The 15,417-nt window shown below is 46.3% G+C and carries 16 protein-coding genes; 12 read left to right on the forward strand and 4 right to left on the reverse strand.

Annotation, left to right across the window (positions count from 1 at the left end):
- Positions 1 to 277: 277 nt before the first annotated feature.
- The 4 genes from MH144_RS13080 to MH144_RS13095 are packed head-to-tail and all read left to right on the forward strand — an operon-like array spanning position 278 to position 3,642.
- A complete protein-coding gene (locus MH144_RS13080) occupies positions 278 to 1,216 on the forward strand; it encodes a metal ABC transporter solute-binding protein, Zn/Mn family (protein WP_239300701.1) in 939 nt (312 codons plus the stop codon).
- A gap of 38 nt (positions 1,217 to 1,254) precedes the next feature.
- On the forward strand, positions 1,255 to 2,031 hold the full coding sequence (locus MH144_RS13085) for a metal ABC transporter ATP-binding protein (protein WP_239300400.1): 777 nt from the start codon (positions 1,255 to 1,257) through the stop codon (positions 2,029 to 2,031).
- 46 nt (positions 2,032 to 2,077) lie between these two features.
- Positions 2,078 to 2,881: a metal ABC transporter permease gene (locus MH144_RS13090; protein WP_239300402.1), complete on the forward strand. Its 804-nt coding sequence runs from the start codon at positions 2,078 to 2,080 to the stop codon at positions 2,879 to 2,881.
- Positions 2,882 to 2,928: 47 nt separating this feature from the next.
- Positions 2,929 to 3,642 (forward strand): cytochrome c biogenesis CcdA family protein, encoded by a 714-nt coding sequence (locus tag MH144_RS13095; protein ID WP_239300404.1) that lies wholly within the window; start codon positions 2,929 to 2,931, stop codon positions 3,640 to 3,642.
- Between the two features lie 132 nt (positions 3,643 to 3,774).
- Here MH144_RS13095 and splB read toward each other — a convergent pair whose 3' ends face one another.
- The gene (gene splB / locus MH144_RS13100) at positions 3,775 to 4,845 is read right to left on the reverse strand and encodes a spore photoproduct lyase (protein ID WP_095359293.1); all 1,071 of its coding nucleotides are present in this window, start codon (positions 4,843 to 4,845) and stop codon (positions 3,775 to 3,777) included.
- A 218-nt stretch (positions 4,846 to 5,063) separates the two neighbouring features.
- Between splB and mntR the strand changes: the two genes are divergently transcribed.
- From mntR to MH144_RS13115, 3 genes are all read left to right on the forward strand, one after another.
- The gene (mntR, locus tag MH144_RS13105) at positions 5,064 to 5,492 is read left to right on the forward strand and encodes a transcriptional regulator MntR (protein WP_095290400.1); all 429 of its coding nucleotides are present in this window, start codon (positions 5,064 to 5,066) and stop codon (positions 5,490 to 5,492) included.
- 210 nt (positions 5,493 to 5,702) lie between these two features.
- Positions 5,703 to 7,301, forward strand: coding sequence for a family 10 glycosylhydrolase (locus MH144_RS13110; protein WP_239300406.1), 1,599 nt, complete (start codon positions 5,703 to 5,705; stop codon positions 7,299 to 7,301).
- An 82-nt stretch (positions 7,302 to 7,383) separates the two neighbouring features.
- The gene (locus MH144_RS13115; RefSeq protein ID WP_239300408.1) at positions 7,384 to 8,385 is read left to right on the forward strand and encodes a patatin-like phospholipase family protein; all 1,002 of its coding nucleotides are present in this window, start codon (positions 7,384 to 7,386) and stop codon (positions 8,383 to 8,385) included.
- A 59-nt stretch (positions 8,386 to 8,444) separates the two neighbouring features.
- Here the strand turns inward: MH144_RS13115 and MH144_RS13120 are convergent, their stop codons facing one another.
- Together MH144_RS13120 and MH144_RS13125 are read right to left on the reverse strand one after the other, a co-directional pair.
- Positions 8,445 to 8,789 (reverse strand): hypothetical protein, encoded by a 345-nt coding sequence (locus MH144_RS13120; RefSeq protein WP_239300410.1) that lies wholly within the window; start codon positions 8,787 to 8,789, stop codon positions 8,445 to 8,447.
- Positions 8,790 to 8,794: 5 nt separating this feature from the next.
- Positions 8,795 to 9,787: a DUF1385 domain-containing protein gene (locus MH144_RS13125; protein WP_095290407.1), complete on the reverse strand. Its 993-nt coding sequence runs from the start codon at positions 9,785 to 9,787 to the stop codon at positions 8,795 to 8,797.
- 214 nt (positions 9,788 to 10,001) lie between these two features.
- On the opposite strand from MH144_RS13125, the gene MH144_RS13130 reads away from it, so the two are divergent.
- The 5 genes from MH144_RS13130 to MH144_RS13150 all read left to right on the forward strand — a co-directional run bounded on the left by MH144_RS13130 (position 10,002) and on the right by MH144_RS13150 (position 14,529).
- Positions 10,002 to 10,580 carry a YqhR family membrane protein gene (locus MH144_RS13130; RefSeq protein ID WP_239300412.1) on the forward strand — a complete coding sequence of 193 codons (579 nt, stop codon included), beginning with the start codon at positions 10,002 to 10,004 and terminating at the stop codon, positions 10,578 to 10,580.
- A 77-nt stretch (positions 10,581 to 10,657) separates the two neighbouring features.
- The gene (gene aroQ / locus MH144_RS13135; protein ID WP_239300414.1) at positions 10,658 to 11,101 is read left to right on the forward strand and encodes a type II 3-dehydroquinate dehydratase; all 444 of its coding nucleotides are present in this window, start codon (positions 10,658 to 10,660) and stop codon (positions 11,099 to 11,101) included.
- A 39-nt stretch (positions 11,102 to 11,140) separates the two neighbouring features.
- Positions 11,141 to 12,214, forward strand: a complete 1,074-nt coding sequence (locus MH144_RS13140) for a M24 family metallopeptidase (RefSeq protein WP_127537928.1) — start codon at positions 11,141 to 11,143, stop codon at positions 12,212 to 12,214.
- A gap of 313 nt (positions 12,215 to 12,527) precedes the next feature.
- Positions 12,528 to 13,085, forward strand: a complete 558-nt coding sequence (efp, locus tag MH144_RS13145; protein WP_024631007.1) for an elongation factor P — start codon at positions 12,528 to 12,530, stop codon at positions 13,083 to 13,085.
- Between the two features lie 190 nt (positions 13,086 to 13,275).
- Positions 13,276 to 14,529, forward strand: coding sequence for an aspartate kinase (locus MH144_RS13150; RefSeq protein ID WP_239300416.1), 1,254 nt, complete (start codon positions 13,276 to 13,278; stop codon positions 14,527 to 14,529).
- A gap of 76 nt (positions 14,530 to 14,605) precedes the next feature.
- Here MH144_RS13150 and MH144_RS13155 read toward each other — a convergent pair whose 3' ends face one another.
- Entirely contained in the window at positions 14,606 to 15,355 is a 750-nt protein-coding gene (locus MH144_RS13155; protein WP_239300418.1) for a 2-phosphosulfolactate phosphatase, read from the reverse strand.
- Between the last annotated feature and the right edge of the window lie 62 nt (positions 15,356 to 15,417).

Below are 15,417 nucleotides of genomic sequence, written 5' to 3' on the forward strand. Positions count from 1 at the left end.
TAATTGCCCTGCTAATAACAGGGGAAAACAAGCATATAATGTTATGAACTCTGCGCTCCGGGGGAGAATAAATAGGACCCGAAAGCTTGACAACCACGTCCAGGTTACCTATAATTCTTTCAGTAATATTTACGATTAAGAGATGCGGAGTGAAGCAATAGTGAAATGGTATAATGAAACAACTCAAACCAGGGGTACCCGGATACAGCATACAAGCAAAAGTGGCAAAATCAGCACCAAATGGTTATGGAGCAGCTTGCTTATTCTCGGTTTGCTCATGTTGTCGGCGTGCGGACAAGGTAATTCGGAAAGTGCAAAGATCGAGGAAGGCAAAGTGAATGTTATTACGAGTTTTTATCCGGTATATGCATTTACAACGGCCATCGGCGGTGAAGATGCAAATGTTATTAATTTGCTGCCAACCGGCGTTGAACCCCATGACTGGACGCCAAAGAGCCAGGATATTGTAAACACCTCCAAAGCACAATTGTTCCTATACAACGGTGCAGGCCTTGAAGGATGGGTACCTAACTTTCTCAAGTCCCTTAACAGCGATACTCAAGTGAAGTCTGTGGCTGTAAGTGATGGAGTGAGCCTGCTGACTGCTGAAGGTGATGATGGACACAACCATGGGGAAGAGCATGAAGACGAACACGCGGAAGAAGAAGCAGGCACAGAGGACGTTGCAGACCATCACGTTGACCCTCACACATGGGTAAGTCCCAAGTCGGCTATGGTGATGGCAGAAAATATTAAAAACAGTCTGGTCGAAGTAGATCCTGATCATCAGGATGGTTACGAACAGCGCTACGAGGAACTTCGTACCAAACTCGAGGCGCTCGATCAGCGCTTTACAGACGAACTATCCAAAGTCTCCAATAAGGAGATTGTTGTGTCCCATCAAGCATTTGGATATCTTGCACGTGATTATGGTTTGACCCAGCATGCCATCATGGGACTGTCCCCGGATGCTGAACCAACAGGTCAGGACATTGTGAATTTGTCCAAGCTTGTGAAGGAAGAGGGCATCAAGTACATTTTCTTCGAAGAGCTGGTCTCTGACAAATTGGCCAAAACACTCGCTGGCGAAGCAGGTGTAGAAACGATGGTGCTGAATCCGGTTGAAGGGCTTACCAAGGAACAGGCAGCGAATGGGGATGATTATTTCACCCTGATGGAGAAAAATTTGCAAAATCTGCTGATCGCATTAAAATAAGATAGACTGAAGGATTCGTTTTGCAATCCTTATATATAATGAAGGGCGGCTTTGCCATGCAGCAAATCATGCCACTATGTCATGATCCAATCATAGAGATTGAGAAGTTATCTTTCTCTTACGGTGACCAGCGGGTGATCGAAAATCTTGATTTTATGGTCAAGGAACGGGATTTTGTCGGTATTATCGGTTCGAACGGAGCGGGAAAAACGACACTGCTGCGCATGTTGGTGGGACTTCTGCCTCCAGCGCAGGGGGATATCAAATTGTTCGGACAGTCGATCCGCAGATTTAAGGATTGGGAACGGATCGGCTATGTTCCGCAAAAAAATGCATTTAACCCATTGTTCCCTGCAACTGTGCGGGAAGTGGTCATGTCTGGCTTGTACAACAATAAGAATATGTTCCGCCGGATGACGCGCAAATCGCAGCAGCAATGCACCGATGCACTTGAGGTTATGCGTATCGAGGATCTGGCGAACAAACGGATTGGACAATTGTCCGGAGGACAGCAGCAGCGTGTGTTTTTGGCACGTGCGCTCATCAATCACCCGGATTTGTTAATTTTGGATGAGCCTACAGTGGGGATTGATGCCGAGTCTCAAGCAAGTTTCTTTGAGCTCATTACCCACATGCATGAACACCACCGAATGACATTCCTGATGGTTTCACATGATATGGACCGGATGGAGAATTATCTTGGTTCAGAAGCGGCTGCAACCAACGGAAAAATCAACTTTCATGTGCGTCATTCTCATGAGGTGGAGGATTGTGCCGAGACCAATTTGCAGCATACTACTGCCCTGGTACGATAATGATATTGTACAACTAGATTAGACAAGGCTGAAGGAGTCGTGTGTTTTGGAGATTTTAATGAGTGATTTTTTTCAGCGGGCACTGGCAGGAGGATTGCTGATCGGCATTACAGCTCCACTGATTGGACTGTTTTTGGTGCTGCGGCGTTTGTCCATGATCGGAGACACCCTATCTCACGTAACGATTGCCGGGGTTGCCCTCGGTTTTTTGATTGAGGTTTATCCGATTGCAGTAGGGCTTGTCTTTGCTGTGCTCGCATCCTTTGCTATAGAGAAGCTGCGCAAGGCATATAAGACTTATGCGGAGTTATCCATTGCAATAATTATGTCAGGTGGAGTTGCGCTTGCTTCGTTGTTCTTCACACTGGGCAAAGGGTACAATACGGATGTAATGAGTTACTTGTTCGGAAGTATTTATACCCTGGACTCTACCGACTTGAAGTTGGTTGGAGTGGTAACGCTGATTGTAGTCATCGTTGTTGCGCTGCTACATAAGGAGTTTTTCCTGCTCAGTTTTGAAGAAGACGCTGCGGCAGTTACAGGACTGCCTGTTAGAGTGCTTAACATGCTGATTACGGTGATGACGGCTCTGGTAATTAGTACTGCGATTAAGATCGTGGGGGCACTGCTGGTGTCAGCACTATTGACTATACCTGTAGCCGTAAGTTTGCTTATGGCTCGCAGTTTCAAGTCGGCCATTATTCTCTCGGTTGTTATCGGGGAAATTGCAGTAGTCATTGGTCTGGTGGTAGCGGGAATTTGGAATTTGGCTCCAGGAGCAACGATTGTATTATTGCTTATCATGATGCTGATTCTTACGATGATTGGAAAAAAAGGGTTCCGAGCCTGAAGAAATAAGCGTGCAAGTGAGCCCCAGGGAAGGGAGACCACCGCTTCATGCCTGATGTTAATGTGTGGCTGGCTTTTGTCGCAGGATTGGCTTCATTTATATCACCGTGTTGTCTTCCACTGTACCCTTCGTATTTATCCTACATTACAGGAATGACAGTGCAAAGGTTGAAAGACGATCGCAATCAGCGTGAAGTTCGGTTTAAAACATTAACACACACGCTGGCGTTTATTTTGGGATTCTCGGCAGTTTTTTACTCGCTTGGACTTGGAGCTGGATTGTTTGGGCAATTTTTCAATGATAATCGTGATTTGATCCGTCAGTTATCTGCCATTTTAATTATGCTCATGGGTTTATTCCTGCTAGGTGTATTTAAACCGCAGTTTCTGATGAAAGAACGCAAGATGGACCTGAAGTGGAAGCCAGCAGGTTACCTGGGCTCTTTTATTTTCGGAATTGGTTTCTCCGCAGGCTGGTCGCCGTGTATCGGTCCCATCCTGACAGCAATCATCGCGATGGCTGCGAGTGAACCGACAACCTGGCTGGCCTTAATCACCGGCTATACGGCTGGATTCGCATTACCTTTCTTCATCCTTGCTTTTTTCATCGGTTCAACACGTTGGATCTTACGATATTCCAATGTGATGATGAAAGTCGGGGGAGCGCTGATGCTGTTTTTGGGTGTACTGCTATTCACGGATCAAATGACGAAAATTACTATTTGGTTGCAGCAGATTACACCCGATTGGATGATTATTTGAGCCAAGTATTAGTTAAGGCTACTTATTAATTTAAAGTAAATAAATAAAGCAGGCTACATGAAGGCCAGAGCACATTCTGACCCATGTAACCTGCTTTTTTGATCGCCACCATCGTGGATATGACGTCAGTACTTAGGTGAAGTAATCAATGTTCGCTAACGGGAAGTGTTCAAAAATTTGCTCCGTGATGAATTCACGCAGTGCATCCTGCTGGTCATCCTTGTACACATATTTATATTGTCCCCATCGTCCCCATTTCATCTTTCTTTTCTCGATGTCCATTTCGAGTTTGGTTTTGGGGTAGCGTTTCTCAATGGTAGCTTTTGCCGTTTTGGTAAATCGATGCTGAATCATTTCAAACGTAAGATCCTTCGTGGCATCTTCCGGGAGCGTGTCGGCAAGCTTCTGTAAAAGCTCCGCGTATCCTTCCTGCCATCCGTCATACCACATGATGGGGGCGATGATAAAACCTAACGGGTACCCCGCATGGGCTATTTTGCCTGCGGCTTCAATTCGTTCTTCAAACCTTGAGGTAGCAGGTTCAAAGTTCTTGATGACATAGTCCGAATTGACACTGAACCGGATGCGGGTATGACCGTTATGTTTGATATTTAATAATGGATCCACGTGATGATATTTCGTCACAAACCGCAAACGTCCGTATTCCTCGTCTGCCATAAAACGGATCAGATCACCCAAATTTTCGGTAATATGCTCGAGTCCTACCGGATCGGAAGTACACGCTGCTTCAAACCGGGTGATTTCAGGTGCTCGTTCATCGATATAGCCTTTGGCCGCCTGAATGATCTCTTCGGTGTTCACATACACCCTTACGTAAGGCTTAGCTCCAAGTGTGGTTTGAAGATAACAATAATGACAGTGGCCCATGCACCCTGTTGAGATGGGTATTGCATATTCAGCTGAAGGTTTGGACTGATCAAATTTGAGTGTTTTGCGTACACCCACGACCAGGGTTCGCTTCGCCATCCGGTATTTTTCCTGTTCTGTTTCACCAGGCAGATTGGTGATCCGGTTATGGGAAGTAGTCATCTGATATGGAATTTCTTTGGAAGTGACCCATTCCATAATTCGTTTGCCCTTCTCATATTCCAGCGCACCGGGTTCAAAATAGACCAAATCGGGAATAAAGGGTTTAGTACCTTTTGCTTTGCGAACCGGGGGCTGCGCAACACTTGTACTCACGGAATCACTCCTTTCAATACGACCTTGCTTAGTTTGCCTCACATCTGCACAAGTCACCCTTGCCAAAACTTGCGTACGGGATCAGAAGCGCCCATGTGTTATAAACGACATAGCGATTGATTCGTACAAGACTTGCCAATGCGTATTGATAACATGTATCATTATAAGATAGGGATCAGGCAAGAATATTGCCGGTCAGAGAGAAGAGAGGGAAGCAGATGCCAACGCCCAGTATGGAAGATTATTTGGAGCGTATATACAAATTGATTGATGAAAAGGGCTATGCTCGTGTGTCAGATATAGCTGAAGGATTGGAAGTGCATCCTTCATCGGTGACCAAGATGATCCAAAAGCTGGACAAAGACGAGTACCTGATTTACGAAAAGTACCGTGGGTTGGTACTTACTCCAAAAGGGAAAAAGATGGGAAAACGTTTAATGGAACGCCATCATCTGCTTGAACAATTTTTAACGACGATCGGTGTTCAGGAAGAGAATATCTACAAGGATGTGGAAGGAATCGAGCATCATCTGAGCTGGGACTCCATTACCTGCATCGAGTCTCTGGTAGAATATTTCCGTCAGGACGAAAGCCGATTGCGTGATTTGCAAAATATTCAGGAACTCATGAGCAATACCGAATCCTGAGGCAGCATAGGACCATTCACAGAGGTCCTTAACAGCTTAAACTTTCAAAAAACAGAGGGTGTATCTTTGTCGTTGTAAATGGCAGAGAGACACCCTTTGTTTTTTGTTGTCCATAATTTGGCGAATTATCGCAACTAACCAATCCTTTGAAGCGTCTATTAAACTAGCAGAATTTGCCGAGAATTTTAATGATGATGGAGGATTGCACTGATGAAGTTTCGTAATGGTTTGATCCTGCTGCTCATTTTCGTGCTGGGTTTACAAACAGCTGGGTTGAGTGCGCAGGCTGCTTCACAAAAAGAGATTGATATTTATCTGGATGGTCAACGACTGGAATCCGATGTATCACCCTACATTCTGCCCAAAGTGAATGTGACGATGGTTCCGCTACGGGTAATTAGTGAAGGATTGGGGGCATCCGTCCTTTGGACACAAGCTTCGAGAACCGTAACGATCAAGAAATCCGAATCGGTGATCACCATGACCAGTGGACGCCAGCAAGCGACGGTGGATGGTATCGCAGTCGATTTGGATGCATCGGTTGAACTGAAGAAGGGCCGTGTTATGGTTCCGATTCGATTCGTGAGTGAAAACCTTGGAATTACAGTGAATTGGAATCAGTCAGAACAGACGATTCGTTTAACGACAGGAGATGCTCCTATACCTGACCCGGCTACCCCGGCAAATCCAGGAGGAACAGGCAGTACGCCAAGCACGGATGACATGCGTGGTGCATGGATCTCAACAGTGAACGGTGATTGGCCTTCCTCCAGTGCCAAAGGAAATGTGGAGAAGCAGAAGCTGGAGTACACTCAACAGCTCGATACACTCAAAGGCATGGGAATCAATGCCGTATTTGTTCAGGTTCGGGCCAATGCAGACGCCATCTATCCTTCCGGTCTTGTACCATGGAATAGTGTGCTGACAGGGACCCAGGGCAAGGATCCAGGATATGATCCGCTTGCCTTCATGATTGAGGAAGCTCACAAAAGAGGTCTGGAGTTCCATGCCTGGTTTAACCCGTTCCGTGCAACCAACTCGGCGAGTACAACCGGACTTGCAGCCAATCATGTGTCCAAACTGCATCCGGACTGGATTGTAAATGCATCTGGCAAACAGTACATTAATCCAGGAATTCCGGAAGCCAGACAGCATATTATCGACACCATCATGGAAGTGGTCAATCAATATGATATTGATGGTGTTCACCTGGACGATTACTTTTATCCTTCTAACGTAACGTTCAACGATGACGCTGCCTTCAAGGCTTATAACACATTGAATACCAAAGACCGTGCCGAGTGGAGACGGGATAATATCAATCAGTTTGTTAAACAGCTGGGTGAGAGCATCCACCAAGTAAAAGCGGGCGTAGAGTATGGAATCAGTCCTTTTGGTGTATGGCGCAATAAAGCTGTCGATATCACAGGTTCCGATACCAAAGCGGGAGTCACTGCCTATGACAGCATGAATGCGGACGTGCGTACATGGATCAAACAGGAGTGGATTGACTATGTTGCACCGCAAGTATACTGGAGCATGACGTTAAGTGCAGCACGCTATGACAAAGTGGTGGACTGGTGGGCAAATGAAGTCGCTAATACGGACGTTAAATTGTATATTGGGCACTCCCCTTATAAGCTGGGTACGCCTGAAGTAGGCTGGCAGACTTCCCAAGAGATTATTGATCAGCTCGTGTACAATGAGAAATACGATACAATCAAAGGCGATATTTACTTTAGTTCGCAATATTTGACGAAGAATCCTCTGGGCTTGATCGCGAGATTAAAAGCATATTATGGACTTTAGATTATTTTAGCGTAATATGACCAACCCTCGTTCTCATAGAGTGGCAGTAGGAATGGACTGCCTGGAGAACGGGGGTTTTTATATGTTAATCAATGGGGTGTTTGAAGGCGGGGGCGTAAAGGGGATTTCGCTTGCAGGTGCCGTGCAGAGTGCACAGGACTATGGTGTCCAGTTCAATCGTGTTGCAGGGACGTCCTCCGGATCGATTGTAGCTTCATTGATTGCCGCAGGATATCGGGCGGAAGAGATGAAATCCATCATTGAAAATACGCCATTTGCCTCATTGCTGCGGCGTTCACCTATATTTGATATCCGCTGGATTGGACCAGCGGCAAGGCTGTTTTTGAAAAAGGGATTATATTCGGGTGAAGCACTGGAATCATGGATTGGCAATATGCTCAAACAAAAAGGAATCCGAACATTCGCAGACCTGCCACCAGGTAAGCTTCTGATTACCGCATCGGATATCTCCAATGGGACAATTCTGGTACTTCCAGATGATATACGGCGGTTCGGTATTGATCCTAATAAGTTCGAAGTGGCCAAGGCCGTGCGAATGAGCTGCAGCATTCCATATTTTTTTGATCCTGTGGCTATACGCAGATCGCCTGTGATGTCCAAAGGCATGCGTTTTCCCGATCAGTTTGTGTATGTAGTCGATGGAGGATTACTTAGTAATTTTCCCTTATGGCTGTTTGATGGTGAACGTACGGCGCGCAGTGGAGAGATCATACCTGTGGTCGGGTTCAAGATGGTGGGGAAAACGGAAGGGGAACCAAGCAGGATCAAAGGTCCTCTAAGTATGCTTCAGGCATTGGTTGAGACGATGCTTACAGCACATGATGAGCGATATATTGAGCAGATCAACCGTTTCCGTACGATTAAAATACCAACCTTGGGCATTAAGCCGACACAGTTCAATCTGTCCGTGCAGGACAGTACTGCATTGTACTTATCGGGTGTTGCAGCAGGTACGGAATTCTTCAGTCGATGGAATACAAAGTTCTATGATGAGCAGTTGGATAAACAAAAAAGAGAAGAGCGGAAAAAGATGTCTCAAACACCGCCTTTAACGCCTGTATAATCAAAATAAAAGCACTGCTTCATGTTACGAAGCAGTGCTTTTTACTTAGCATATGAGAACTAGTGAAACTTGGGAATATCATCATCGCTTTTTCCCTTATTTCCTTGAATGACATGAAAGGGATAATCTTTACGTTTTTTGGAGGAACCGCTGCTTTTTCTTGCTCCGGACCCGGATTGAGCCTTCATTTTAGCCATGGTGCGTGCCGAAGGTTTGATCTTGGGCTTGGCTTTACGTGCCCAACGCCCCGGTGGGAACTTATACAGCAGGAATATGGCCCCAAGAACGACAACAGGAATAATCAATCCGTATATGCCTTTGTCCCCCAGTGTGCTTATTATTCCAAATGCAGCAAGAGCAATGGCTGCCCAAAAAACGATAGTCATGACTGCCTGCTTGTTCATATCAATCACCCTTTCACAGGATCGAGTGTTGCAACAGGTACTTCCGACGTAGCTGATACATTGGCAAGCTTGGCATCCAGTTCACGCATCCGGTTAAATGAAGCGATGGACACTTCCACCTGTTCATTGGTTGGCTCTTTGGTAGTGAGCAATTGCAGCCAAAGTCCAGGATATCCGAGATAACGCAGTACGGGAATGTCACGCACCGAGTTGGTGAGCTTCAATAGTTCGAATGAAATCCCGAGGACAACAGGCAGTAACAGCAAGCGCTGTCCCATCCGTTCCCAGAGGTTGTCATAGGTGAAAAGCGAGTACAGGAATACACCGATAATCACCGTCAGCATGATAAAGCTGCTTCCACAGCGGTAGTGCAGTCGACTGTATTTCTGAACATTCTCAGGTGTAAGTTCCTCACCGGCTTCATGAGCACTAATTACCTTATGCTCTGCTCCGTGATATTGAAATAGTCGTTTAATCATTGGCGTCTGTGAGATCAGCCACAGGTAGGCAAGAAGCAGAATCAGCTTAATGCCGCCTTCCAGTAAATTATGCAAAAACTGATTGTCGAATGCATTTTTAAACAAAAAATTCTCAATGACGACAGGAAGCAGCGTGAGCACAATTTTACCAAAAAGGAATGAAAGAATGGCTACCGCGGTAACGCCAATAATCATGCTAAGGCTCCAGCCGGAACCTTCTTTTTCTTTTTGTTTCGCCTTCTCTTCAGGTTCGAGTTCATCATCAGCATAAGCGTCAGCAGAATAATTAAGATGTTTGCTTCCTTTGACACTTGAATCTATAATGCTGACAATCCCGCGCAGTAACGGAATCCGCCGCAATTTCATGACCCAGGTCTTGTCTTGCTTGGGAACTTCCAGATACGTAATTTCGCCGTCTTTTCTTCGAACAGCCGTAACGTTGACATGTTTACCGCCAAACATTACGCCTTCAATGACAGCTTGCCCCCCGTAGCTGACAGGCTTGGATTGTTGAGGCAAATTATTCACCTTCCTATTCTATTCTATACCCTTTGGTTCAAAGGTAGTTTGATATCCCTATTGTATCGAATTTTGAGACCGATTTCTAGTTTCAGGGACAAACCTGGAGATGTTGTTGTTAAGTTTGCCCTCTTCTGAACATACTACCCGGTAAGGAATGAAAGATAAGCGGTATTGTAGCGGCCGAGTAGAATGAGAGCAAAGGAGAATACGAATGGCAGAATATACAGACAAACATGCATCACATCTGAATACGAGTCATGGAGATGTGGATGATCACAGGAATCAGGGCAGGAGCTCAAAACAGCGACAAGGTCAAAATCATTACTATACCAAGCCATTCCCCTTTGCTGTGGAGCTTGGTTTCTTTGCAGGTTTTATATGGGGAGGCATACATTGGCTAAACTATCTGCTTCACTTCAGCATTGTCCCGTTAGGCTTTTTGGCAGAGCCTTTTTTTAAACATGAGTATATCTATACGGCTGCAGGGCATCTGACAGGCTGGCTGTTTTTCATTGTGTTCTCCATTCTGGCTGCACTAATCTACACGTATACACTGAGAAAATGGAAAGGCCCCTTGCCCGGTATTGGATACGGGATCGTTTGGTGGCTTATCATCTTTGTACTGGTTGGCCCCAAACTGGACATGGTGAAACCGATAAACCGTCTGACTTGGGATTCAATAATCACGGAATTATGCTTCTTTTTGCTGTGGGGGCTGTTCATCGGCTATACCGTAGCCATGGAGTACACGGACGAACGGAAACGCGAGCCCGAGAAAGCGGGAGCATAGCCGCAAAAAAGCTTCTCAATCCGGCAATGGCTGTGTTAAAATAGCAGATGGTTATTTGCAGAAAGGATGGAGCAGCTATGAAACGGATTGTTGTGATCAATGGCCCGAACCTGAACATGCTCGGTATACGTGAACCAGGCATCTATGGAACGCTTAGTCTGAAGGATATTGAAGACAAGATTCGCAGACAGGCTGAGGAGCTTGGCGTCTCCATCGCTTTTTATCAATCCAACCACGAAGGAGACATCATTGATCGTATTCATGCAGCGATGAGCGATGCGGACGGAATTATGCTGAATGCCGGCGCGCTAACCCATTACAGCTATGCAGTACGTGATGCGATTAATGCAGTAAAAGTGCCTACCGTGGAAGTACATCTATCCAACATTCATGCACGTGAAGCTTTCAGACATCATTCAGTGATTGCTGCAGAAACAATCGGGCAGATTGCCGGATTTGGCGAAGTAAGCTATGAACTGGGGCTGCTGGCTCTCGTGCGTCATCTGGACAAACAAACCTGAGCCGGGGACCCGGGAATGTGAGAGAAAGAAGGGTTACCGATGGAAAACAAACGAGTAAATAAGTTGCGTGAGGCCATGCGTGAGCGCGAACTCACAGCAATGCTGATTACGAACCCGATCAACCGTCGTTATATGACGGGCTTTACAGGGTCAGCGGGATATGTGCTGATTACGGAGCAGGAAGCCTATCTGCTGACTGATTTCCGTTATATGACACAGGCACCGCAGCAAGCAAAAGGATTTACCGTTGTGGAGCATGGACCAAAACCGATGGAATCGGTGCGGGAACTGCTTGCATCAGCAAACATCAAGGAAGTTGGCTTCGAGCAGGATACGGTCACATTTGGCACGCACTCCGCTTATGCTGAAGCACTTCAATCCATTGAACTGAAAGCTGTATCCGGAATCGTGGAACAACTTCGTATCTTCAAGGATGAGGATGAAATCGCTGTAATGCAAAAAGCTGCTGATCTGGCGGATGCTACGTTTAGCCACGTTTTGCAGTTTGCCAAACCGGGCATGACTGAGCGTGAAGTGGATTTGGAAATGGAGTTTTTCATGCGCAAGCATGGAGCGACATCCTCTTCCTTCGACACCATCGTAGCTTCAGGTGAACGTTCCGCAATGCCGCATGGCGTAGCGAGCAGCAAGGTGATCGGACAAAATGAACTAATTACATTTGACTTCGGTGCATTGCTTGACGGATACTGTTCAGATCTGACACGCACGATTGCAACGGGTACACCTGTACCAGAGCTGCGTAAAATTTATGATATTGTACTGGAAGCCCAGTTACATACGCTTGAAAACCTGAAACCGGGCATGACCGGACGGGAAGCAGATGCGCTGGCACGTGACATCATTGCAGGATACGGGTATGGAGATCAATTCGGGCACAGCACAGGCCACGGCCTGGGTATGGAAGTCCACGAAGCTCCGCGCCTGTCCAAACTAAGTGATGATGTGTTGAAACCGGGCATGGTTGTAACCGTTGAACCGGGAATCTACATTGACGGACTTGGCGGCGTACGTATCGAGGATGACGTGGTTATCACGGAAACAGGCATTCATATCTTAACGAAGTCGGACAAGAAGTTTACCGTTATCGGCTAACATTCTAGCCACTAGCGATATAAGCCGATTTTTATTTTGTAGGTACAGATTATTGCTAATTGTTCTGGATCATTGCAAAAGTAGTGAAGGGGCGGAATCGATTCTGAAGAAGCGAAGCGTTCGCGTTTGTCTCCTCATTTTCAACCTTAGTAAAGTCTAAATAAGAAAATGAGGAGACAACAGCGATCAGAGGAACGATCCGAACCCGTAACGGCCACGTAGCACATGGTTAGCAATTCAGCAATGAACCCACCTATAAATTAACCATCGCCTTATATCGCCTACTTTTCAACCATATCAGGAGGGATTTTTCGTGATTTCAGTAAACGATTTTAAAACAGGTTTGACGGTACAAGTAGACAATGACATCTACACAGTGTTGGATTTTCAACACGTAAAACCAGGTAAAGGTGCTGCCTTCGTACGTTCCAAATTGAAAAACCTGCGTAACGGTAACACAGTTGAAAAAACATTCCGTGCGGGTGAAACGATTGGCCGTGCGATCATCGAAAACCGCGGTGTATCTTACCTGTATGCAAGTGGTACAGAGCACACGTTCATGGATAACGAAACATATGACCAGTTCACACTGACAAGTGACCAACTGGAATGGGAATTGAACTTCCTGAAAGAAAACATGAACGTAAAAATCGTTAGCTACCAAGGTGAAATTCTCGGTATTGACCTGCCTACAAGCGTAGAGTTGAAAGTTATCGAGACTGAGCCAAGCGTAAAAGGTAATACTGCTCAAGGTGCTACCAAAAACGCTAAAGTGGAAACTGGTCTGAACGTACAAGTGCCATTGTTCATTAACGAAGGCGATGTGCTGTTGATCGATACACGTGAAGGTAAATACTCTTCCCGCGCGTAACTTTCACGGGGTGTAAGTAAAATACACAATGATTTCAACCCTTTGCCAATGATTTGGCAGAGGGTTTTTTCGAAAAAAGATTAGCCTATCAGACACTTTCGTAATATACTGGGTTAAAGTCATTTTTCGGAGAGAATAATGGCGATGGACATAATTATGCATACTGCACAAGGTAGGGAGTGGATTTGCGTTGTCATTGTACGTCATGAAGTTTGGGGGCAGCTCGGTCGGAGATACGGAACGCATGAAGCGTGTAGCCGGACGTGTTGTAGAGAAAGCTGATGAAGGACATCAGTGTGTAGTTGTGGTTTCGGCTATGGGAGACACGACAGATGATTTGATTGATCAGGCGAAGATGCTGAATAGTGAACTGCCTGCACGGGAAATGGATATGCTGTTGACCACAGGAGAGCAGATCTCAATTTCGCTATTATCCATGGCTATTCAGGCACTTGGACGTAAGGCAATTTCATTTACCGGATGGCAAGCGGGCTTCCGCACTGAACCGGTACATGGAAAAGCAAGAATTAATGATATCCATCCGGAACGTGTGAATGAAGCGCTTGCGGGCGGCAATATTGTAATCGTTGCAGGATTCCAGGGCATGACCGAAGATGGAGAAATTACAACACTTGGTCGCGGTGGATCGGATACAACGGCAGTAGCGCTGGCAGCAGCCATCAAGGCGGACGCGTGTGAGATCTATACGGATGTGGACGGAATCTATTCGACAGATCCCCGGATTGTCAAAGTTGCACGCAAGCTGAAAGAAATTTCGTATGACGAAATGTTGGAACTTGCAAATCTGGGGGCCGCAGTACTGCACCCGCGTGCGGTTGAATACGCGAAGCATTCCGGTGTACCTTTGATTGTAAGATCCAGCTTTAACCATAATGAAGGAACGGTTGTGAAGGAGGAAGCAGCAATGGAACAAGGCGTCGTGGTTAGCGGAATTGCCTATGACAAAAATGTGGCTCGTATCAGTATTTTGGGAGTTCCGGACGTACCGGGAGTTCTAGCCGAGGTGTTTGGTGCACTTGCATCAGAACAGATTGATGTCGATATTATCGTACAAAGTGGTGTTATGGACGGTAAAGCAGACTTTTCATTCTCGGTGGCATTGTCTGATCGCGAGAACGCACTGCGTGTTCTAGAGGGCCTTCACAGCCGTTTGCCGTATCGTGAAGTCACATCGGAAGATAATCTGGTTAAAGTATCAATCGTGGGTGCTGGCATGGTCAGCCATCCAGGAGTTGCAGCCAAAATGTTCCAAGTGATCTCTTCTCAAGGCGTGAGCATCAAAATGGTCAGCACGTCCGAAATTAAGGTATCTTGCGTCATCGATGGTGACAAACTTCATGATGTTATCAAAGCATTGCATACAGCGTATGATCTCGACACGGCAGAGCAGGCTGTCATTGGCGGTCCACAAGTTCGCAGATAATTCGATGTCTATATATAAATGAACAAAAGGTGTTCTGTATCGCCATCCAGGCGACAGAACACCTTTTTTCTATGCTTTACAGCAATTTGGATATCCTTTCTCCCTCCAAGCCCCGAAACAATTCCATTCGGTGATCTTCCTTCATCTCTGGTACACAGTCCAACAAATTTAATTGGGAACAGTAGGTGACATCATGCATTCTGCCCAGTTTGTCAAGCCGCCTCGCACCGGTAGATACACGGACCAGGTCCGGTAATGTGTCCTCGCACTGGGTAACAGCCTGATGCAGTACCCTGCCAAGATCGTTCAGCCTGATAGGGTAATGGGACTGTCGGTATAGCTCCTCAATAATGCATCCTGCACACAATCCATCCTCCAGTGCGAATTCATCCTGATCTCCTGCGCATAACAAAAGAACATCTCTTCGGAGCAGACAGAGAGCAGCTGCGACAGCCTGCACGTTCAGAAATGAACCCGCGAGCACATGTCGTGCCCCGGAAGCTTTAATCAGCGCACGTGTCCCGTCGGTAGTGGTCAGGATTACGGTTTTGCCCGCGATCTCCTGCGTCATATATTCATAGGGGGAATTGCCCACCTCGAATCCAGCAATTTTTTTGTTAAAACGCTCCCCTCCGCGAATCGAATTCATAACGGTCATTTGTTTGGCTTGAGGAACGGTCTCCACCGCGATGACACCCGCAGCATCATATGCCAAGGCTGTAACGATAGTACTTGTAGTACGCAGCACGTCGATCACAACGGCACTCCGCCCTGCGATATCAATTCTTCGAACTTCATTCACATTGCCTACCACGTCGACTTGCACTCCCCACAACTCCTCTCTTCATTTGGGGATAGATGGTACTGTCTTCCCTCCGGAATGGATTT

Origin of the sequence: Paenibacillus sp. ACRRY (assembly GCF_022346995.1) — a bacterium.
GTDB lineage: Bacteria > Bacillota > Bacilli > Paenibacillales > Paenibacillaceae > Paenibacillus.